Below are 19,649 nucleotides of genomic sequence, written 5' to 3'. Positions count from 1 at the left end.
CGATATGGGCGAATAGGGTTTGGGGTGTGCCGGAGCGGCGACGACTAACGTCGATGCTGTTCCATCGACATTTTGAGGACCCCGATGACCCTTTCAAGCCCTGACAAGTCCGGCGCTGCAAGCCTCGAGGCGATCGCACGAAACGGCGGCACGCTGCGCCGCATCGCCGCCCGCATCCCGACCTATCTTTCCGACCTTCGCGAGAATCCGGCATGGCTGCCGATGTTCATGCTGGCCCGCACCATGCCGGCGCGGCGGCTGCACTGGCGCGGTGCAAAGCCCGTTCCGCCGGCGCGCAATGTCGGTGAAACGATGTTCGCCGGCGTCGACCGCGATGCCGTCGTCGGCGCGCTGCGCACCGAGGGGCTCTATTCGGGCCTGATGCTGCCGGCCGCCATCCATGAGGAGATCGCCCGCTTCGCCGAGCGCACGCCATGCTTCGGCAATTTCGACCGCCGGCTGGAATTCCTGCCCGAAAAACACGCCGATGCCGAAAAGCATTTCGGCCGCCCGCTGCTCAGCGGTCACTATTTCGAACGGGTCCTCGACTGCAACGCTGCGGTCGCCGTGCAGCGCGATCCGCTGCTTCTCGATATCGCAGCGCACTATCTCGGCAGCCAGGCCAAGCTGATCACGACCCGCGTCTGGTGGAGCTTTCCGACCGGTGGCGTCTCGGACGCCGACAAGAACATGGCCTCGCTCGGCAAATACCATTTCGACCTCGACGACTGGCGCATGCTGAAGTTCTTTTTCTACCTGGTGCCGGTCGACGCCGACACTGGGCCGCATGTCTATGTCCGCGGCTCCCATAACCGCCGCATCCTGAAGCATCAGCTGACGCTGCTGGTCGGCCATTCGGCGGAAGAGGTGCTGGGCGTCTACGGCGAGCAGAGCCCGGTCACGCTGACCGGGCCGGCCGGCCTCGGCTTTGTCGAGGATCCGTTCGGCTTCCATATGGGCACCGTGCCGACGCGCACGCCGCGGCTGATGATGGAGGTTGGCTTCGGCGTGTCGCCGCCGTCGCGCCGGCGTTTTCACGGCGAGCCGGTCATTCGCTAAACCGAGGTCGCTTGGCTGATACCTCGGTTCGTCTCAGCCGCGCCGCAAATGCTCGTCCAGCCGCGGCATGATCTCGACGAAGTTGCAGGGCATGTGCCGATAGTCGAGCTGCGGCTTCAAGATGCCGTCCCAGGCGTCCTTGCAGGCGCCGGGCGAGCCCGGCAGCACGAAAACGAAGGTGGCGTTGACGACGCCGCCGGTTGCCCGGCTCTGGATCGTCGAAGTGCCGATCTTGTCGTAGGAGATGCGGTGGAACACTTCGGAAAAGCCGTCCATGCGCTTTTCGAAGATCGGCTCCAGCGCTTCCGGCGTCACGTCGCGGCCGGTAAAGCCGGTGCCGCCGGTGGTGATGACGACATCAATCGCTTCGTCCCTTGACCAACCCAGGACCTTGTCGCGGATCTTGTCGCGGTCGTCGGTGACGATGTCGCGGGCGGCCAGGACATGGCCGGCCTCGGCAATGCGGTCGGCCAGCGTCTGCCCGGATTTGTCGTCGGCGAGGCTGCGCGTATCGGAAACGGTCAGTACCGCGATGCGCACGGGAACGAAGGGGCGGCTCTCGTCAATCCTGGCCATGGGCATCAGCCTCCGATGTCACGCTTCGCGTCGCCGCGACAAACCAGTCGGGATGGCGGCCGCGGATATCGACGGCCGCGCGCTTGGCCACATTGCCGGTCTCGAACAGCCCGAAGCAGGTGGCGCCTGAACCGGACATCCTGGCAAAACCGGCTCCGGCCTTGTTGAGCACGGAAAGCGCCTTGCCGATCGCGGGCTGGATTGCGCGCGCCGCAGGCTCGAGGTCGTTGCGGGTGATCTCCAGCCAGTTGCGGATGCTGTGGAAGTCGACAATGCGCGGCAGCGGCGGCAGCCCCGCATTGTCGCGGCGGCCAAGCGCCTCGAACACGTCGGCCGTCGAGACGGCAGTGCCGGGATTGACGAGCACCAGACCCAGCGCCGGGAAACCCGGCACGAGCGTCAGCTCGTCACCGATGCCGCGGGCTATCAGCGGCTTGGCTGCGAGGCACATCGGCACGTCGGCGCCGAGCGACAGGCCGATCCGCGCCAGTTCGGCATCGCCGACATCAAGTCCCCAGGTCTGGACCAGGGCGCGCAGCACAGCCGCCGCATCGCTCGACCCGCCGCCGACACCGGACGCGACCGGCAGGTTCTTTTCGAGCCTGATGGCGACAGCCGATGCGTGCTGGGGACCGGCCTCGCGCCGCAGTGCATCGCGCGCTCTCACCACCAGATTATTGTCGTCGGCGGGCGCTGCGGAGGCGTATTTGCCGGACACGGAAAACCCATCGCTGTCGGCAAGTTCCGTTTCGATGCGGTCGCCGAAGCGCGTGAACACAGCCAGGCTTTCGATCGTGTGATAACCGTCGGCGCGCTGGCCAGTGACGTGCAGCGCGAGATTTATCTTGGCGTGCGCATGCGACGCCCGGATGCTGGCCTCGGCGTTCACTGGCTCGGCCGCGAGGGGGACGACGGTCAATCCTTGGCCAGACGGTATTCGCCGGTCTTCGGGTCCTTGACCAATGTTCCCATTGTACCGTTGGCGGCCTGCTTTTCGGTACGCCGCACCTTGGCGGTCACACGCTCGGCTTCCCTGACGAAGGAGCGGTAGCCGAAATAGGCGGCAATGCCGACGACGGCGAAGAAAATGATCTGCGGCATGTCAAACTCCTCCCTCGCAAGGCCGGCAAGGCGGCCGGTCGGGTCGGTTGATGATTTATGCTAGACGCTTTCACCGGCTTTTCAAAGCCCGAAGCGCGCCCACAGCGCGCGCTCTTCCGCCGCATCGATGACGCCGCTTGCAGCGGCGGCGGCAATATCGGGCGCCGAAAAGCTCGAGCCGAACAGGCCGAAGCGGCCGAACAGGCCGCGCGGCGCGGTGATCAGCTTGAGCTGGGTTTTCGGCCCGAAACGGCTCTTCAGCACGCTGCGCATGTCGCCGAGCGCATCGACCAGCCCGAGTTCGAGACCCTTCTTGGCCGTCCAGAAAAGTCCGGTGAACAGGTCTGGATCGTCCTTGAGCTTGCTGCCGCGCCTGTCCTTGACGAGATCGATGAAGGTCTCGTGGACCTCGAGCTGCAGCGCCTTCAGGCGCTCGACGTCTTCCTTCTTTTCCGGCTTGAACGGGTCGAGCACCGCCTTGTTCTGGCCGGCGGTGTGGACGCGGCGCTCGACGCCGATCTTCTTCAACAGCTCTGGAAAGCCGAACGAGGCCGACACCACGCCGATCGAGCCGACGATGGAGGACGGGTCGGCAAAGATCTCGTCGCCGGCGACCGCGATCATGTAGCCGCCCGATGCCGCCACGTCCTCGACGAAAACCAGGACTTTCTTGTTCTTCTCGCTCGCCAGGTCGCGGATGCGCCTGAAGATCAGCCGCGACTGCACCGGTGAACCACCTGGCGAATTGATCGAGATGGCGACCGCCGGCGCGTCGAAGGAAAACAGCTTTTCGAGAAGGCCGGCGGTGGAAGCGAGCGACAGGCTCGGCCGGAACTGGCCGCCGCCGGGCATGATCGTGCCGTGCAGCCGGATGACCGGAATGGTGACGACGGCGGAGCGCCAGGATTTCGGCAGCAGGCGGTTGAAAAGGCGTTTCACGAGGGGGCGGTCTCCGGTCGATTTGCTTGAGGCATGTAGGAATTCGCCGGCCAACGGCAATGCCGTCACCCCGGCAATCAGAATGGATCAGTCTCCGAACAGCGACGCCAGCCCGTTATTGATCAGCTCTGCCCGCTCCGAAGGGCCATTGCCTGAATAGGCATGCAGCATAAGCGGTGGCTGGATCGACAGTTTGCCGCGTGCGCCGAGTGCTGCCCGGACGACGATGCGGATCGCCGCCGCTTCGGGGCGAGGGTGGACGGCCAGCATCTCGGCGTCGCCGAAGCGGCCGGCAATGGCATCGAGGATGGCGCCGAGCTGTTCCGGCCTGGCGATGACGGCCAGCCCGCCGCCCGGCCTGACCACCGCGGCCGCGCTGCGGATCCAGCTGTCGAACAGCCCATCCGCAGAGACATGCGCGGCCTTTCTCAGCGGATCGGGCGTCGCGCGATCCTCGGCGGCATTGAACGGCGGGTTCATGATGACGAAATCGAAGCTGTTGTCCTCGAGGCCGGCGGCCGTTCGCGCCCGGCCCGACAGCGCGACATCGGCGACGAGCACCGAGGCGCGGTCGCTGAGATGCGCATTGCCGGGATGGGCAAGCGTGGTGGTGGCGAAGGCCGCCATTTCCGGGGAACGCTCGACAAGCACGGCCTCTGCAGCGGGGCAGCGCGACAGTACCGCCAGGCCGGCGGCACCGGCACCCGCGCCAAAGTCAGCAAGCCGCCCGGCGAACGAGGACGGCACGGCAGCCGCCAGCATCATCGCATCCATGCCGGCGCGGTGGCCCGCCTTTCTCGGCTGCACCAGCCAGAAGCGACCGCGATGGAAGGCGTCGACCGTATGAGCCGGCATGTCCGGGACAAGGGCAGCGGGCGACGCGGACATTATTTTTGGCGGATCTCGTTGGCGATGCCTGCATCCGTCAGGATGCGCCGCGCCGCATCGGCCTTGTCGGCGTCCACCATGACACGGCGGGGCAGGATGCCGATCGAGCCGTCGAGCACGCTCATGTTCTGGTCGGCGACGAAACAGCCGATGCCGGCATCGCGCATCAGCGATTCGACAAACGAAATGATGACGGCGTCGTTGGTGCGGATGAGCTCTATCATCGGATGAAACTCGCAGTTTGCGGCGTTGATGTAAACGTAGGCGTGATCATGTACCAGAGCCGGCGCGCCAATTCGCCTCTTGCCGCGCCGGTGGGTGACACCCTAGAGTCTGTCCAGGGACCATGTTGCCGTCGTGCATATCGAGGTTGGGAGTTTTGCCGTGGGTGTCGTTCTCAACATTGAAAACGGGAAGCGCGAAGCCGCCTCGATAAAGGACCTCATCGACCTGACCGCGGCCGACATGGGGCGCGTCAACAAATTGATCCTGTCGAAGGCCGGCTCCGATGTCGAGATGATTCCGGAGATAGCCAACCATCTGATCTCGTCGGGCGGCAAACGGCTGCGGCCGATGCTGACGCTCGCCGCGGCCCAGATGTTCGGCTATTCCGGCGACGGCCATGTCAAGCTCGCCACATCGGTCGAATTCATGCATACCGCGACACTTCTCCACGACGATGTTGTCGATGAAAGCGGCATGCGGCGCGGCAAGAAGACGGCACGCATGATCTGGGGCAACCAGGCCAGTGTTCTGGTCGGCGATTTCCTGCTCGGCCAAGCCTTTCGCATGATGGTCGATGTCGGCTCGCTGGAAGCGCTCGATATCCTGTCGAGCGCGGCCTCGGTCATCGCCGAAGGCGAGGTGATGCAGCTCGCTGCCGCAAAAAACCTCGAGACCACCGAGGATGAGCATTTCGCGGTGATCAAGGCCAAGACCGCGGCCCTGTTTTCGGCCGCCGCCGAGGTCGGCCCCGTCATCGCTCAGGCGACGCGCAATGATCGCGCAGCACTCCGCTCCTACGGCATGAATCTCGGCCTTGCCTTCCAGCTGATCGATGACGCGCTGGATTACGGCGGCACCAGCAAGGATCTCGGCAAGAATGTCGGCGACGATTTTCGCGAGGGCAAGGTCACGCTGCCGGTGATCCTCGCCTATCGGCGCGGCACCAAGGCCGAGCGCAGCTTCTGGAAACGCGCCATCGAGGACAATGCCGCCGACGATGCCGGGCTGGAGAAGGCCATCGGCCTGATGCTCCGCCACGGCGCAATTGCCGACACCATCGGGCGCGCCCGCCATTTCGGCGAGATCGCCCGCGACGCGCTGGCGCCGCTCGAGGCGACGCCGCAGAAATCGGCGCTGATCGGCGTCATCGATTTCTGCATCAGCCGGGTGAATTGAGAGGCATCGGCGCCCCGCGCTTGTTCTCATCGAGCCTTTGCCGGAAGAACCATTGCTGCCAGCAGGCTAACGACGATGCCCGCCGCCGCGAGCCAGAAGGCGACCTGGATGCCGTCGGCGACGGCAATTTTCAACGCATTGCCGGACAATTCGCCGATTTGGCTGTTGGCAATCGCAATCAGCACGGCCATGCCGATGGCGTTGCCGACATTGAGCGTCGTCGAAGCCATCCCCGAGGCGACGCCTTGCTGGTCATGGGCAACGCCGGAAGCGGCGGCAATCCACATTGCGGTCCAGACGATGCCTTGTCCGACGCCGGAGACGATCAGGCCGGGTACGAGGGACAGATAGCTGCTGTCGGCAGTCGCGCCTGATACCATCAATGCTGTGCCGACCGCGCCGACGATCATGCCGCCGACCAGGGTGCTGCGCGTCGAAAAGCGCGTTGCCAGACGCTCGCCGGCTTGCGTACCGGTGGCGATGGCGACCGACGGCACGAGAAAGGCGAGGCCCGTCTGCAAGGCAGTGAAGCCGTGCACGTTCTGCAGCAGCACGGTGAGGAAGTAGGGCAGCGCGCCGAAAGTGGCCATGTAGAGGAAGGTTATCGTCATGCCGGCGACAAGGCTGCGGTTGTGGAACAGGCGCAGCGGCATCAGCGGGTCGGCGCTGTTGGCCTCGATCACGGTGAAGGCGATCAGGAAGAATGCCGCCAGTGCCGCGCTGACAATGATTGCGATCGATCCCCAGCCATATTCGGGCCCCTGAACCAGGGTGAAGACAAGCAGCGTCGCGCCGGCGGTGACGGTCAGTGCGCCCGGCAGATCGAAGCTGCGTTGCTCGTGCCACTTGCGATCGCGCGGGATGATGGCGAAAGCCGCGATGATGGCGATCCCGGCCAGCAGCACGTTGACGTAGAAGACCGACGGCCAGCCGAAGGCGCTGGTCAGAAACCCGCCGGCAAGCGAACCGAGCGTCAGGCCGCTGGCGCCCGCGCCGCCCCAGACGGCGAGCGCCCGGTTGCGTTCCGGCCCTTCGGCGAACAGGCGGTTGATCAGCGACAGCGTCGCCGGAAACAGGAACGCGGCGCCGATGCCTTGTACGGCGCGGGCCGCGATGATGATTTCCGGCGACCAGGCGAGGCCGCCGACCAGAGATGAGAGCGCGTAGAGCCAGAGCGCGAAGATGAAAACGCGGCGCTGGCCGATCAGGTCGGCGGCCCGGCCGCCGAACAGCAGGAAGCCGCCGGTGAACACGGTGTAGGCGCTGACCACCCACTGCAGGGTCTGGCCTGAAAATCCGAGGCCGGCGCCGATCTTCGGCAACGCCACGAAGACGATGTTGAGGTCGAGCGAGATGATGAGCTGCGCGAAGGCGAGGAGCGCCAGCGTTGCGCCATGTTTCGCCCTGCTTGCTCCCTGCGTTATCGCCCCGAGCGGCGCGCCTTGATCCAGTGAACTCATGCCGGACTCCTTGTCGACAATTATTTAATGATCGACAAAGAATTGAAATTTGCAATCCGAAGTCAAGCGGATTATTTGTTGATCGACAAAAATTGGAGACCGCCATGGCAGGCAGGCCAAGGCAATTCGACCGCGACCAGGCGCTGGAGAAAGCCCGCGACGCTTTCTGGAGGCGCGGCTACGAGGGCACTTCGATGGCCGATCTCGTATCGGCGCTTGGCCTCGCATCGGCGCGCATCTATGCCGCCTTCGGCTCGAAGGAGGACCTGTTTCGCGAAGCGGTGGCGCTTTACGAGGCCAATGAGGGCGGCTTTGCCACACGCGCGCTGCAGGAAGAACCAAATGTCCGGCGCGTCATCGAGCGCATGCTTCGCGACGCCGTCGAAATCTATACGAGGCCGGGGCGGCCGCAGGGCTGCATGGTGGTGACGGCCGCGACCAATTGCGCCGTCGAAAATGACGCCGTGCTGCAATGGCTGGCGGAGCATCGGCTGGCGCGTACCGCGTCGATCGTCGAGCGATTGAAAAAAGCCGTGCGCGATGGCGAATTGAAGCCGGAGACCGATGCCGAGACGCTGGGTGACTATTACGCCACGCTGATGCACGGCCTTTCGGTGCAGGCACGCGACGGCGTGCCGAAAAAGCGGCTGCACGATCTTGTCACCGTCGCCATGCAGGCGCTCGACGCAAGCCTTTCGCAAGCACCCTGAGGTTCGGGGCCGTGACGCCGGTTTCCCATTGCCGAATTGTCGCAATGCGGTCGTGCGACCTCTTTCGGCATGGTTTATTAATTGCTTGACCCGATTGTGAATTCGGGCCGGGTTGAAGCACGACCCCAAAAAGGCCATGCTTTACCTGTAAAGATCGAGTCTACGGCGATCCCGCTGGCGCGGAGATGGCGTTTGGCTGAAAGGGATATGATGCGGCAAGGATATGCGCGCTGGCTGACGGGGCTGGCAATCGCGACGGGCATGGCGATCTCGGCTTTGCCGGCGCATGCCAAACAGACCGCCGAGCCGGTCAGGATCACATCCTTCTCGGGGGCCTATCTTGCCGCCAGGATCGCCGATGGCGACAACGACCTCGACAGCGCCATCTCCTATTACAAGCAGGCGCTTGCGTTCGATCCGAACGATACGGGACTGCAGCAAAGCCTGATGCTGTCGCTGATCGCGCAGGGGCGCTTCGACGAATCCCTGGTCTATGCTGACAAGCTCAAGGCGGTTCCCGACGTCGAGCGCTTCTCGCGCCTGGCGCTGGCCATCGATTCCTTCCACAAGAAGGATTTCTCCAAAGCCGAATACTGGCTCAAGCTGTCGCTCGAATCCGATCTCGACCGGCTGATCTCCGGCGTCATGACCGGCTGGGCCAAGCAGGGTGCGGGTGACGCCGGCGAGGCCATGGCTTCCATCGACAAGCTGCAGGGCCCCGACTGGTTCAGCTTGTTCAAGTCCTTCCACCGCGCCTTGATTGCCGACGCCTCCGGCCTGCCCGACAGGGCGGATGCGCTCTACACCGCCACCGTGCAGGACACGGCGGCAGGCGGTGCGGCCCCCGAAACATGGATGCGCAACGCGCAGGCCTACGCCTCTTTCCTCGCCCGCAAAGGCGACAAGGCCAAGGCGCTGTCGGTGCTCGACAAGGCCGAGGCGTTCGCCCCGGGCAAGGTCGAGATTGCGGCCCTTCGCGACAAGATCAACAAGGGCGAAAAGATCGAGCCCTTCGTTGCCGGTCCGTCGGACGGCGCCTCGGAAATCCTGCTCGATCTCGCCACCGCGCTCAACCGCGGCGGCGGCGAGCCGTTCGTGCGGCTTTATCTGCAATATGCCCTGGCGCTGCGGCCCGACAACGACGCGGCGCTCGTTCAGCTTGCCGCCGTTGCCGAGCAGTTGAAAGATGGCGAGGGCGCCATCGCGCTCTATCGCCGCATTCCCGCTGGCTCGCCGCTGAAGGAGCTTTCGGACCTGCAGCTTGGCCTCAACCTTGCCGATCTCGACCGCAACGACGAGGCGATCACTCACCTCAAGGCCATCGTCGATGCGCATCCAGACGACATGCGCGCCTATCTGGCGCTCGGCGGCGTCTATTCCTCGAAGGAGGATTTCCGCTCCGCCGCCAATCTTTACGACAAGGCGGTCGAGGTGCTGAAGACGCCGACTGCCGCCAACTGGAACATTTTCTACCAGCGCGGCATCGCCTATGAGCGACTGAAGGAATGGCCGAAGGCCGAGCCGAATTTCCGCAAGGCGCTGGAGCTCTACCCCGACCAGCCGCAGGTTCTGAACTATCTCGGCTATTCCTGGGTCGACAAGAACATGAACCTCAAGGAAGGCCTCGCGATGATCCAGAAGGCCGTCGACCTGAGGCCGAGCGACGGCTACATCGTCGATTCGCTGGGCTGGGCCTATTACCGCCTTGGCCAGTTCGACGATGCGGTGCGCGAAATGGAACGCGCCGTTTCGTTGAAGCCGGAGGATCCGGTGCTCAACGATCACCTCGGCGACGTCTACTGGCGCGTCGGCCGCAAGCTGGAAGCCACCTTCCAGTGGAACCAGGCCCGCGACCTGAAGCCGGACCCGGACGTGCTTGCCGCCTTGCAGCAAAAGCTGATGAAGGGCCTGCCGCCGATCGAATCCAACACGGCGCAGGAAACCCCGAACGTAAAGCCCGTGCCGGCGCCGGCGCCCAAGGGGTGACTCCATCGCCTTGACGGTCGCGGAGCGGCACTCTACGAGGTGCCGCATCCCGCCGGAGGCCGCCGTGACCGTTCATATCCCTGCCCATATGCATCCCAGCCGCTCGTTCCAGGGGCTGATCCTGACTTTGCATAATTACTGGGCGGACTATGGCTGCGTCGTCCTCCAGCCTTACGACATGGAAGTCGGCGCCGGCACCTTCCATCCGGCAACGACATTGCGCGCGCTCGGTCCAAAACGCTGGAACGCGGCTTATGTCCAGCCCTCGCGCCGCCCCAAGGACGGCCGCTATGGCGAGAACCCGAACCGGCTGCAGCACTATTATCAATACCAGGTGATCCTGAAGCCCAATCCGCCCAATCTGCAGGAGCTTTATCTCGGCTCGCTGGCCGCGATTGGCATCGATCCCCTGCTGCATGACATCCGCTTCGTCGAGGACGACTGGGAAAGCCCGACGCTGGGCGCCTGGGGGCTGGGCTGGGAGTGCTGGTGCGACGGCATGGAGGTGTCGCAGTTCACCTATTTCCAGCAGGTCTGCGGCATCGAATGCGCCCCGGTGGCGGGCGAGCTCACTTACGGGCTGGAACGGCTGGCCATGTATGTGCAGGGCGTCGATAATGTCTACGACCTCAACTTCAACGGCCGTGAAGGCGCCGACAAGGTGACCTATGGCGACGTCTTCCTGCAGGCCGAGCAGGAATATTCGCGCCATAATTTCGAATTTGCCAACACCGCGATGTTGCTGCGCCATTTCGAAGACGCCGAAGCCGAGTGCAAGGCGTTGCTACAAGCCGGCGCGCCCATCTTCCCCCTTGAGGGGGAGACGCCCGCGAAGCGGGCAGAGGGGGTCGCATCAGAAGGCACCGCAGGTCAGGCGTCGAGCACTGCACGAGCGACCCCTCCCGGCCGGACCTTGTCTGGTCCCCTCAAGGGGGAGGGATACCACCGCCTCGTGTTCCCAGCCTACGACCAGTGCATCAAGGCCAGCCACGTCTTCAATCTGCTCGACGCACGCGGCGTGATTTCGGTCACCGAGCGCCAGAGTTATATTTTGCGGGTGCGCAATCTGGCCAAAGCCTGCGGCGAGGCGTTTCTGCTGACGCAGGCGGGCGGGCTGGCGGCCTAGCTCAAGGCGAATTCGGCAGGAGTGCTGATTGGTAACGCACCCTGGCCGCTGGAGCCGGCCATTGTCCGCAGCGCTTGCCTGACGCCGGGCATCGAGAACGTGCCATGAGCCTGCGCCGCGAAACAGGCGCTGAGCGCGAGGATCTGCAGGAATGTCGATGCCGTTTTCATGGTCGTTCAGCCAATAGCTCTCTGCCTGAGCGTTGGTCGCTTCAGCGCTGCGTTCGGTTCATGGAAATCTTTGATCCAAGGACGGGCGGATCGGTCCGTGTCCGACAGGCGGCTGAATTTTTTCGGAAATCGCCGTTGGACGCCTTGATCGTGCTGGCCCGATCTTGCTGGGAAGGGTGACAGCAGCCGACCGAGTTGCTATGCCCCGCTTACCTCCGCCTCGATGGGGGAGGACGCCGCGAAGCGGCGGCTGTTTTTTGTCGCGTGAGCTCTTTCAATGCCTGACCTGCTTCTAGAACTTCGTTCCGAAGAAATCCCCGCTCGCATGCAGCGCAAGGCGGCCGGCGACCTGAAGAAGCTTTTGACCGACGGTCTGGTCGAAGCCGGGCTGACCTATGAGGCGGCGCGCGAATATTGGACGCCGCGCCGGTTGACGCTCGACATTCGCGGCCTGACCGCGCGCTCGAAGGACATCAGCGAGGAGATCAAGGGGCCCTCGACCAAGGCGCCCGAGCCGGCGGTGCAAGGTTTTCTGCGCAAGGCCAGCCTTGCCTCGATTGCCGAGGCGCATGTTCATTCCGATCCGAAGAAGGGCGACTTCTATGTCGCCCATATTTCCAGGCCGGGCAGGCCGGCGGAGCAGATCATCGCCGAGCTGGTGCCGGGCATCATCCGCAACTTCCCCTGGCCGAAATCGATGCGCTGGGGGCCGGCTTCAGCCAAGCCCGGCTCGCTGCGCTGGGTGCGGCCGCTGCAATCGATCCTGTGCACCTTCGGCCCCGAAACCGAGGAGCCGGTGGTCGTCGATTTCGAGATCGACGGCATCCGCTCAGGCAATATCACTTACGGCCACCGTTTCCATGCGCCTGGCGCCATCACGGTGCGCCGCTTCGACGATTATGTCGCCAGGCTTGAGGCGGCCAAGGTCGTGCTCGATGCCGACAGGCGCAAAGAGATCATCCTTGCCGATGCCAGGAACCTCGCCTTCGCCAGCGGGCTCGACCTCGTCGAGGACGAGGGGCTGCTGGAGGAAGTGTCGGGCCTGGTCGAATGGCCTGTCGTGCTGATGGGCGAATTCGAGCAGGATTTTCTCGCCATTCCGGCCGAGGTAATCCGGCTCACCATCCGCGCCAACCAGAAGTGCTTCGTGACGACGCGCCAAATCTCCCCCCTCGAGGGGGAGATGTCGCCGAAGGCGACAGAGGGGGTCGCCTCGCGTGGATCGGCGGCATCCCCTGTCCGCGACAGGGAGTCGCGTCAGGTCGTGCCGACCCCCTCTGGCCTACCGGCCATCTCCCCCTCAAGGGGGGAGATCAGCCAATCGCCGCTCTCCAACCGCTTCATCCTGACCGCCAATATCGAGGCCAAGGACGGCGGCAAGGAGATCGCCCATGGCAACGGCAAGGTGGTGCGCGCCCGCCTGTCCGACGCGCTCTATTTCTGGAAAACCGACCAGGGCGACCTGCCGGATCTCGACCAGCTGCAGGCATCGGCGCAAAAGTTCGGACTCGACCTCAACAAGCCACTCGACCAGCGCATGGCCCGCCTCGACCACCTCAATGTAACGTTTCATGCCAAGCTCGGCACGCAAGGCGAGCGGGTGGAGCGGATTGCCAGGTTGGCCGAAGAACTAGCACCAATCGTGGCGCGCGCAATCTCCCCCCTTGAGGGGGAGATGGCCGGCAGGCCAGAGGGGGTCGCTTCGCGTGAAGCGCCGGCGTCCTCTGTCCAAAATAGGAAGCCGCATCAGGACGTGCCGACCCCCTCTGTCGCCTTCGGCGACATCTCCCCCTCGAGGGGGGAGATTATCGCGCTGGCGCGCCGCGCCGCCGTGCTCGCCAAGGCCGACCTCACCACCGAGGTGGTCGGCGAGTTCCCGGAACTGCAAGGCGCCATGGGCCGCAAATACGCGCTGCTGCAGGGCGAGCATCCATCAGTCGCCGCCGCCATCGAGGAGCACTACAAGCCGCAGGGCCCGTCCGATCGCGTGCCGACCGATCCGGTATCGGTCGCCGTGGCGCTTGCCGACAAGCTCGATACGCTGGTCGGGTTTTGGGCGATCGATGAAAAGCCAACCGGATCGAAGGACCCCTATGCGCTCAGAAGAGCGGCGCTGGGGGTGGTCAGGATTTTGGTCGAGAATGGGATCAGAATTCGTCTTAAAACAAGCTGGAGAACGGCGTGGCTACTTTTTGCCGATCAGCGCTGGAATAGGGAACTGGGCGAGGCGGCTATTCGGTTTGCGGATGCTGAAACATTCACTGGTTTGGAGTTTGATGAAGTGCGTTTTGCCGCAATTGCTGCAAGCGTCGACTCGCTCCTCCGTAAGCAGATAGCCGTTTGGTTGCGTACCTTTGACGCTGGCCAAAACGACCTCCTCTCCTTTTTCCAGGACCGCCTAAAGGTCTATCTCCGCGACCAGGGTGCACGGCACGATTTGATCGATGCCGTCCTGGCGAGTGGCGGAAGCGCGCCAATCTCCCCCCTAGAGGGGGAGATGTCGGCGAAGCCGACAGCGGGGGGCGCTGTCCCGCCGGCGTCTCATTCTGTCGCGCCCCCCTCTGCCCTGCCGGGCATCTCCCCCTCAAGGGGGGAGATCGGCCAATCGTCGAACGACGATCTCCTGCAAATAGTCCGCCGCGTCGAAGCACTCGGCTCCTTCCTCGACACCGAGGACGGCAGGAACCTGCTTGCCGGCACCAAGCGCGCGGCCAACATTGTGGCTGCCGAAGAGAAGAAGGCGACAGCGATCGCAAGCAGCGTTGAGCCGGCTCTGTTCCGGGAGGGCGCCGAAAAAACCTTGTACGCCGCGGTCAATCAGGCCGAGAAGCAAGCCGGCGAAGCAATTCAAAACGAAGACTTTTCCGCCGCCATGCTGGCGCTTAGCGTGTTGCGCGAGCCGGTTGATTCATTCTTTGAGAAAGTCCTCGTAAACGATGAGGACCAGGCGGTGCGCGCCAATCGCCTGGCATTGCTCGCCCGCATCCGCGCGGCGACCGACCGGGTCGCGGATTTCTCCAAGATAGCCGGCTGACGTCTGGGAAAAAATCATCGCTTCAGGCGCTATTTCGGCTGGTCGGGAGCTGCTAGCGGCGCAGGCTGCGGCGCAGCTGGTTCAGGGGTTTTGCTGGCGACCTTTGGGTCGGCTTTGCTGTCCGCGGCGGGCGCGGCAGCGGTGGCCGGCGCGGCTTTGGGCGCGGGCGTTGCAAAGGCATCGCCGACGATACCGCCGCGAATGATCATCGGGCTTCCGGTGAAGCCATGGTTCGGCTGGCTCGGGATTGCCGCGACCTTTTCATCGGTGACGTTTTCATTGACGTCAGGCAACTTCTCGCCGAGCGCGACGATCGACGGTGTTTTCGCCCGCTCGAGCGCGCCGGCACCTACCACCGACGGCGTCGCCGTCGTTTGCGCGAGAAAAACCAGCGACGAGGCCTGTGCCGTGCCGGCCATAAACGCCAAACCAAGCGCTCCAAGGATACGCATCGAAAGCATGATAATTCCCCTTGCCCAACGAGACGGCACCCTAGCCAAGGGCAGTTGATGCCGGCTTGCGGGGAAACATAGCATTTTAACGATTTGCGATTCGCCAATGCCTGGGCTTGCTCGCCCGGCGTCAGCGTATTAGGCACCCGCATCCGTGAGGTGACGACAGTGGCTGAAATTCGTGCCGTCGGCGAGGCGATGGAAAGGGCGTTGACGCTGCTCGAGAGCGGCGATGTCGTCGCCATCCCGACCGAGACCGTTTATGGGCTGGCCGGCGACGCGACCAATGGCGTTGCCGTGGCTCGTATCTTCGAAGCCAAGGGCCGACCTCGCTTCAACCCGCTGATCGCCCATATAGCCGATCCGGCGATGGCCGAGCGCATCGCGCTGTTCGACCCGCTGTCGGAAAGATTGGCGCAGGCATTCTGGCCGGGGCCGCTGACGTTGGTGCTGCCGCAACGGCCCGGCAACGGCATTCATCCGCTGGTCACCGCCGGCCTGGAAACGATCGCGCTGCGCATGCCGAAAGGCTTTGGCGGCGAGCTGATCGCCAGGTTCGGCCGCGCGCTGGCGGCGCCCAGCGCCAATTCCTCGGGCAGGATCAGCGCCACGACGGCCGAAGCCGTGGCCGCCGATCTCGGTCCCCGGATCAAGCTTGTGGTCGACGGCGGCGCGACGCCGGTCGGGCTGGAATCGACCATCGTCAAGGTCGAAGCTGGAAAGCTGCGGCTGCTGCGGCCGGGCGGCATTGCCGCCGAAGAGATCGAAGCAGTGGCCGGGACAAAGTTGCTGCGCGGCGCTTCGGGCATCGAGGCGCCCGGCATGCTCGCCTCGCACTATGCGCCAGGTGCGGCAGTGCGGCTCAATGCTGCGGAGGTCGCACCGGGCGAAGCCTTGCTGGCCTTCGGCCGCCGCCGTGCCGAAGGCTGGCGCGATGCAGCCGCCCTCCGCAATTTGTCGGAGACCGGCGACCTGCGCGAGGCGGCAAGCAATCTCTTCGCCCATCTGCAGGATCTCGATGGCAGTGGCGCCAAAACCATCGCCGTCGAGCCGATCCCGTTCGACGGCCTGGGCGAGGCGATCAATGACCGGCTTTCGCGCGCCGCCGCCCCGCGTGACAAGATCGCCCCGCGTGACAAGATGGATTGAGCACCATAGTTTCCACCCATGAACGACATTTCCCCAGGTCTCGACCCCGCCGTCGTCGCGCGCTTTGCGGCAATCGTCGGCGACAAATATGCGCTGCGCGATCAGCGGGACATCGCACCGTACCTCACCGAGCGGCGCGGACTTTGGCACGGCAGGACGGCTTTGGTGCTGAGGCCGGGGACCGTCGAGGAGGTCAGCAGCATCATGCGGCTGGCGACCGAAACCGGCACGCCCATCGTGCCGCAAAGCGGCAACACCGGGCTGGTCGGCGCCCAGGTGCCGGACGCATCCGGCCGCGAGATCGTGCTGTCGCTGTCGCGGCTGAACCGCATCCGCGAAATCGATACGCTGTCCAACACGGTTACGGTCGAAACCGGCGTCATCCTGCAGGCGCTGCAGGAAGCGGCCGATGCCGCCGACCGGCTGTTTCCGCTGTCGCTTGCCGCGCAAGGCTCCTGCCAGATCGGCGGCAATCTCTCCTCCAACGCCGGCGGCACCGGCGTGCTTGCCTACGGCAATGCGCGTGAGCTCTGCCTCGGCGTCGAAGTGGTGCTGCCGACCGGCGAAGTGTTCGACGATCTGCGCAAGCTGAAAAAGGATAATACCGGCTACGATCTGAAGAACCTGTTCGTCGGCGCGGAAGGCACGCTCGGCATCATCACCGCCGCCGTGCTCAAGCTGTTCCCCAAGCCCAAGGGGCGCGAGGTGGCGTTTGCCGGCCTGTCATCGCCGGAGGCGGCACTGTCGCTGTTCAGTCTTGCGATGGACCGTGCAGGGGCAGCGCTCACCGCCTTCGAGCTGATCGGCCAGAGGCCCTACGACTTCACGCTTGCCCACGCACAAGGCGTGGTGCGGCCGCTTGCCGGCGATTGGCCGTGGTATGTGCTGATGCAGATCTCGTCGGGCCGTTCGGCCGACGATGCCGGGGCGCTGATCGAGGAGGTGCTGGAGGCAGGCCTCGAGCAAGGCATCGTCGGCGATGCGGTGATCGCGGCAAGCATGGCCCAGGGCGATGCGTTCTGGAATTTTCGCGAGGTGCTGCCCGAGGCGCAGAAGCCGGAAGGTGCCTCGATCAAGCACGACATCTCGGTGCCGGTGGCGTCAATCCCGCCCTTCATCGAAAAGGCCGCCGGCGCCGTGCAATCGGTCAGTCCCGGCGCGCGCGTCGTCTGCTTCGGCCACATGGGCGACGGCAATCTGCACTACAACATTTCCCGGCCGGTCGACGGCGATGACGAGGCGTTTCTCGGCCTTTACCACGTCATGAACAAGGCCGTGCACGAGGTCGTGCGCTCGTTTCATGGCTCGATCTCGGCCGAGCACGGCATCGGCCAGTTGAAGCGGGACGAATTGATCGCGACGGCGCCGCCGATGGCGATCGAGCTGATGCGCAGGGTGAAGGCCGCGTTCGACCCGGCCGGCATCATGAATCCGGGTAAGGTTATCTGATCCTTTCGCCGGCCCGCGCCGGTTCGCATTCCGATAACCATCCGCCCCGGATCAGCAAAATTTAACCGACTTTCTTAAGCGCGAAGATAAGAAGCCCGCGCTAATGTTTCTCCACAAACGAGGCTGGGAAAACCGGCCCGGAGAACCGGAAACACCGGCTCTCAGGAGAAACAGGAAAGGCACGATATGAACACTGGACTGAAGCCAGTCTGGGCCGGCCGCAATATGCGTCTCGACCCATTCCGCCTGCCGCAGGTGGTGAGCTACGCCACGCGCGACGACTACGGCGACGTCATCTTCACCATCGACCAGCGCGGCGCGGTTATCCGCCGCACGCTGGAGATGAGCGGCGTGCCGGCGATCATCGCTATGCCCGCCAACGCGTTTCGCGGCGTCGCCGCCCGCGCGATGGAGGATCCGGATGGCAATGTCACAGTGACGCTTGAGCTTCTGCACAATGACCCGATGCTGTCGGTGCCGCTGCTGGTGGCCGACGATCTCGACGATGTCGCCGCCGACTGGCGCGCCTGGGCCGACGCCTACCGGCTGCCGATGCTGCTGATCGAGGCCGACGGCATTGCCCGCACGCTGGAAGAATCGCTCGGCGCCGCCATCAAGGCGCTGCCGCCGCAGGACCGCCGCAAAGGTCGCGTCTCGACCATGCGCCGCCCGCGCTTCCTCGCCCGCCGCCGCGCCGGCGACCTCGGCCTCAGGCTGGTCATCGGCGGCGAGGAGCTTATTTCGCGGGAGTAGATTGAAATCAGCTTGCAAGTTGGCGCTGCCCCTCATCCGGCTGCCGCCACCTTCTCCCCGTATAGTGACGGGGAGAAGGGACACTGGCCGCAATTTCGGCACTCTTTCTGCAAACGCTTGAGATTGGCGAAATCCGTTGCGAAGGCGTGCTTCTCCCCGTCGCTATACGGGGAGAAGTGCCCGGCAGGGCGATGAGGGGCGGCATAAGCAGTTGGAGAAAGGTCGATTCCGCAGCTGCCGAATCGATACCGCTGGCTCTTAAACCAGCGGCTTCAGCGCCACCCAGACCGCGCCGCCGATCAGGCCGAGGAAGATCAGCCAGCCGACCTGGTTGTTCGATCTGAACAGCCTCAGGCACTGGTCCGGGTCGTCGATGTCGAGCACGGCGATCTGCCGCGCCATATGCGCGCCGGCGGCGATCAGCCCGGCGAGCGCCGGCACCGGTGCCTGTGCCGAGGCGAAGGCAATGGCGAAGCAGACCAGCGCTCCGCCATAAAGCCCGGCCAGCCAGGCCTTGGTGTTGTCGCCGAACAGGCGCGCCGTCGAGCGCACGCCGACGATCGCGTCGTCTTCCTTGTCCTGATGCGCATAGATCGTGTCGTAGCCGATCACCCACAGGATCGAGCCGATATAGAGCATGATTGCCGGCCCATCGAGATCGCCGAACTCGACCGCCCATCCCATCAGCGCCCCCCAGGAAAAGGCAAGGCCAAGAACGAGTTGCGGCCAATTGGTGTACCGCTTCATGAACGGGTAGACGGCGACGATGACCAGCGAACCGATGCCGAGCGAGATGGCGAAGCTGTTGAACTGCAAAAGCACGGCAAGGCCGACCAGTGCCTGCACGACAACAAATATCCAGGCCTGCCGGCGCGTGACCTTGCCGGCCGGCAGCGGCCGCGAGCGCGTGCGTTCCACCTGGTTGTCGATGTCCTCGTCGACCAGGTCATTGTAGGTGCAGCCGGCACCACGCATGGCGAACGCACCGAGAAAAAACAGCAGCAGATACCACGGCGACGGCAGCAGCGAGAGCAGCGGATCCGCCGGACGCGGATAGGCGCTCGCGGCAAGGGCAGCCGACCACCAGCATGGCCACAGCAGCAATTGCCAGCCGATCGGCCGGTCCCACCGGGCAAGCTGCGCATAGGGCCACAACCGCCGCGGCAGCACGCGATAGACCCAGTGGCCGCTCGGCGCATCGGCGACGCGGCCCTGGGCCGCTTTCGACTGGACGGTTTCCATTTTGCTGGAGTGGCAGCAGAGGCGAATGCCGTCAAGCGTCAAGCAGCCCCCGCACGCTCGCCACGCGCAATTGGCGCTTCGGCAGCCAAATGTCTTGACCCGTCGCGCGCGGCGCAATAGCGCAGTCCTGGTCGTGGAACGGTAAGGAATCTGG

19 protein-coding genes are annotated in these 19,649 nt (G+C 64.5%); 9 read left to right on the top strand and 10 right to left on the bottom strand.

Translation table 11 applies throughout. The features are described 5' to 3' along the window. Window positions 1-84 precede the first annotated feature (84 nt). A complete protein-coding gene (locus NKI97_RS11800) occupies window positions 85-1,059 on the top strand; it encodes a phytanoyl-CoA dioxygenase family protein (RefSeq protein ID WP_352449928.1) in 975 nt (324 codons plus the stop codon). A 33-nt stretch (window positions 1,060-1,092) separates the two neighbouring features. Here the strand turns inward: NKI97_RS11800 and moaB are convergent, their stop codons facing one another. From moaB to NKI97_RS11770, 6 genes are all read right to left on the bottom strand, one after another. Beyond that, a complete protein-coding gene (gene moaB / locus NKI97_RS11795; RefSeq protein ID WP_352489568.1) occupies window positions 1,093-1,635 on the bottom strand; it encodes a molybdenum cofactor biosynthesis protein B in 543 nt (180 codons plus the stop codon). Continuing rightward, entirely contained in the window at window positions 1,622-2,524 is a 903-nt protein-coding gene (locus NKI97_RS11790; protein ID WP_352449962.1) for a 4-(cytidine 5'-diphospho)-2-C-methyl-D-erythritol kinase, read from the bottom strand. Before NKI97_RS11790 ends, moaB begins: the two co-directional genes overlap by 14 nt. A 26-nt stretch (window positions 2,525-2,550) precedes the next feature. Then, window positions 2,551-2,736, bottom strand: coding sequence for a membrane protein (locus tag NKI97_RS11785; protein WP_023674078.1), 186 nt, complete (start codon window positions 2,734-2,736; stop codon window positions 2,551-2,553). A gap of 81 nt (window positions 2,737-2,817) precedes the next feature. Then, window positions 2,818-3,675: a S49 family peptidase gene (locus tag NKI97_RS11780; RefSeq protein ID WP_031211037.1), complete on the bottom strand. Its 858-nt coding sequence runs from the start codon at window positions 3,673-3,675 to the stop codon at window positions 2,818-2,820. Window positions 3,676-3,762: 87 nt separating this feature from the next. Continuing rightward, window positions 3,763-4,563, bottom strand: a complete 801-nt coding sequence (locus tag NKI97_RS11775) for a tRNA1(Val) (adenine(37)-N6)-methyltransferase (RefSeq protein ID WP_352449925.1) — start codon at window positions 4,561-4,563, stop codon at window positions 3,763-3,765. Further along, a complete protein-coding gene (locus tag NKI97_RS11770) occupies window positions 4,563-4,787 on the bottom strand; it encodes a putative signal transducing protein (protein WP_023674082.1) in 225 nt (74 codons plus the stop codon). The genes NKI97_RS11775 and NKI97_RS11770 overlap by 1 nt, the downstream gene beginning before the upstream one ends. Before the next feature lie 160 nt (window positions 4,788-4,947). Here NKI97_RS11770 and NKI97_RS11765 point away from each other — a divergent pair, with 160 nt between their 5' ends. Beyond that, window positions 4,948-5,964 carry a polyprenyl synthetase family protein gene (locus NKI97_RS11765; RefSeq protein ID WP_352449924.1) on the top strand — a complete coding sequence of 339 codons (1,017 nt, stop codon included), beginning with the start codon at window positions 4,948-4,950 and terminating at the stop codon, window positions 5,962-5,964. Between the two features lie 26 nt (window positions 5,965-5,990). Here the strand turns inward: NKI97_RS11765 and NKI97_RS11760 are convergent, their stop codons facing one another. Next, on the bottom strand, window positions 5,991-7,424 hold the full coding sequence (locus NKI97_RS11760) for an MFS transporter (protein ID WP_352834179.1): 1,434 nt from the start codon (window positions 7,422-7,424) through the stop codon (window positions 5,991-5,993). A 104-nt stretch (window positions 7,425-7,528) separates the two neighbouring features. On the opposite strand from NKI97_RS11760, the gene NKI97_RS11755 reads away from it, so the two are divergent. The 3 genes from NKI97_RS11755 to NKI97_RS11745 all read left to right on the top strand — a co-directional run bounded on the left by NKI97_RS11755 (window position 7,529) and on the right by NKI97_RS11745 (window position 11,246). Continuing rightward, a complete protein-coding gene (locus NKI97_RS11755) occupies window positions 7,529-8,134 on the top strand; it encodes a TetR/AcrR family transcriptional regulator (RefSeq protein ID WP_352449922.1) in 606 nt (201 codons plus the stop codon). A 210-nt stretch (window positions 8,135-8,344) separates the two neighbouring features. After that, a complete protein-coding gene (locus tag NKI97_RS11750; protein WP_352449961.1) occupies window positions 8,345-10,120 on the top strand; it encodes a tetratricopeptide repeat protein in 1,776 nt (591 codons plus the stop codon). Window positions 10,121-10,208: 88 nt separating this feature from the next. After that, a complete protein-coding gene (locus NKI97_RS11745; RefSeq protein WP_502904478.1) occupies window positions 10,209-11,246 on the top strand; it encodes a glycine--tRNA ligase subunit alpha in 1,038 nt (345 codons plus the stop codon). Here NKI97_RS11745 and NKI97_RS11735 read toward each other — a convergent pair. Then, window positions 11,243-11,416, bottom strand: coding sequence for a hypothetical protein (locus NKI97_RS11735; protein ID WP_352449921.1), 174 nt, complete (start codon window positions 11,414-11,416; stop codon window positions 11,243-11,245). The genes NKI97_RS11745 and NKI97_RS11735 overlap by 4 nt on opposite strands. A gap of 277 nt (window positions 11,417-11,693) precedes the next feature. On the opposite strand from NKI97_RS11735, the gene NKI97_RS11730 reads away from it, so the two are divergent. Further along, window positions 11,694-14,450 carry a glycine--tRNA ligase subunit beta gene (locus NKI97_RS11730; RefSeq protein ID WP_352834176.1) on the top strand — a complete coding sequence of 919 codons (2,757 nt, stop codon included), beginning with the start codon at window positions 11,694-11,696 and terminating at the stop codon, window positions 14,448-14,450. 29 nt (window positions 14,451-14,479) lie between these two features. Here NKI97_RS11730 and NKI97_RS11725 read toward each other — a convergent pair whose 3' ends face one another. Continuing rightward, a complete protein-coding gene (locus tag NKI97_RS11725; RefSeq protein WP_352834173.1) occupies window positions 14,480-14,911 on the bottom strand; it encodes a hypothetical protein in 432 nt (143 codons plus the stop codon). A gap of 159 nt (window positions 14,912-15,070) precedes the next feature. On the opposite strand from NKI97_RS11725, the gene NKI97_RS11720 reads away from it, so the two are divergent. The 3 genes from NKI97_RS11720 (at window position 15,071) to NKI97_RS11710 (ending at window position 18,253) form a co-directional block, all read left to right on the top strand. After that, on the top strand, window positions 15,071-16,051 hold the full coding sequence (locus NKI97_RS11720) for an L-threonylcarbamoyladenylate synthase (RefSeq protein WP_352834170.1): 981 nt from the start codon (window positions 15,071-15,073) through the stop codon (window positions 16,049-16,051). Window positions 16,052-16,069: 18 nt separating this feature from the next. Further along, on the top strand, window positions 16,070-17,500 hold the full coding sequence (locus tag NKI97_RS11715) for an FAD-binding oxidoreductase (RefSeq protein ID WP_352834167.1): 1,431 nt from the start codon (window positions 16,070-16,072) through the stop codon (window positions 17,498-17,500). 186 nt (window positions 17,501-17,686) lie between these two features. After that, entirely contained in the window at window positions 17,687-18,253 is a 567-nt protein-coding gene (locus NKI97_RS11710) for a DUF6101 family protein (protein ID WP_352834164.1), read from the top strand. A 258-nt stretch (window positions 18,254-18,511) separates the two neighbouring features. Here NKI97_RS11710 and ubiA read toward each other — a convergent pair whose 3' ends face one another. Then, entirely contained in the window at window positions 18,512-19,495 is a 984-nt protein-coding gene (gene ubiA / locus NKI97_RS11705; RefSeq protein WP_352834161.1) for a 4-hydroxybenzoate octaprenyltransferase, read from the bottom strand. Between the last annotated feature and the right edge of the window lie 154 nt (window positions 19,496-19,649).

It is taken from the genome of Mesorhizobium sp. M0296, from assembly GCF_040321675.1.
In the GTDB taxonomy this organism is placed as follows: domain Bacteria; phylum Pseudomonadota; class Alphaproteobacteria; order Rhizobiales; family Rhizobiaceae; genus Mesorhizobium.
The sequence above is the reverse complement of the archived record's forward strand: the minus strand, read 5'-3'. Positions and strand labels throughout refer to the sequence as shown.

Coding starts and splice junctions, on each gene's coding strand:
- NKI97_RS11770 (WP_023674082.1), bottom strand. CDS start 4,787: ATGATAGAGCTCATCCGCACCAACGACGCCGTCATCATTTCGTTTGTC.
- NKI97_RS11785 (WP_023674078.1), bottom strand. CDS start 2,736: ATGCCGCAGATCATTTTCTTCGCCGTCGTCGGCATTGCCGCCTATTTC.
- NKI97_RS11760 (WP_352834179.1), bottom strand. CDS start 7,424: ATGAGTTCACTGGATCAAGGCGCGCCGCTCGGGGCGATAACGCAGGGA.
- NKI97_RS11755 (WP_352449922.1), top strand. CDS start 7,529: ATGGCAGGCAGGCCAAGGCAATTCGACCGCGACCAGGCGCTGGAGAAA.
- NKI97_RS11750 (WP_352449961.1), top strand. CDS start 8,345: ATGCGGCAAGGATATGCGCGCTGGCTGACGGGGCTGGCAATCGCGACG.
- NKI97_RS11775 (WP_352449925.1), bottom strand. CDS start 4,563: ATGTCCGCGTCGCCCGCTGCCCTTGTCCCGGACATGCCGGCTCATACG.
- NKI97_RS11725 (WP_352834173.1), bottom strand. CDS start 14,911: ATGCTTTCGATGCGTATCCTTGGAGCGCTTGGTTTGGCGTTTATGGCC.
- NKI97_RS11800 (WP_352449928.1), top strand. CDS start 85: ATGACCCTTTCAAGCCCTGACAAGTCCGGCGCTGCAAGCCTCGAGGCG.
- NKI97_RS11730 (WP_352834176.1), top strand. CDS start 11,694: ATGCCTGACCTGCTTCTAGAACTTCGTTCCGAAGAAATCCCCGCTCGC.
- NKI97_RS11735 (WP_352449921.1), bottom strand. CDS start 11,416: ATGAAAACGGCATCGACATTCCTGCAGATCCTCGCGCTCAGCGCCTGT.
- ubiA (WP_352834161.1), bottom strand. CDS start 19,495: ATGGAAACCGTCCAGTCGAAAGCGGCCCAGGGCCGCGTCGCCGATGCG.
- NKI97_RS11710 (WP_352834164.1), top strand. CDS start 17,687: ATGAACACTGGACTGAAGCCAGTCTGGGCCGGCCGCAATATGCGTCTC.
- NKI97_RS11715 (WP_352834167.1), top strand. CDS start 16,070: ATGAACGACATTTCCCCAGGTCTCGACCCCGCCGTCGTCGCGCGCTTT.
- NKI97_RS11745 (WP_502904478.1), top strand. CDS start 10,209: ATGCATCCCAGCCGCTCGTTCCAGGGGCTGATCCTGACTTTGCATAAT.
- moaB (WP_352489568.1), bottom strand. CDS start 1,635: ATGGCCAGGATTGACGAGAGCCGCCCCTTCGTTCCCGTGCGCATCGCG.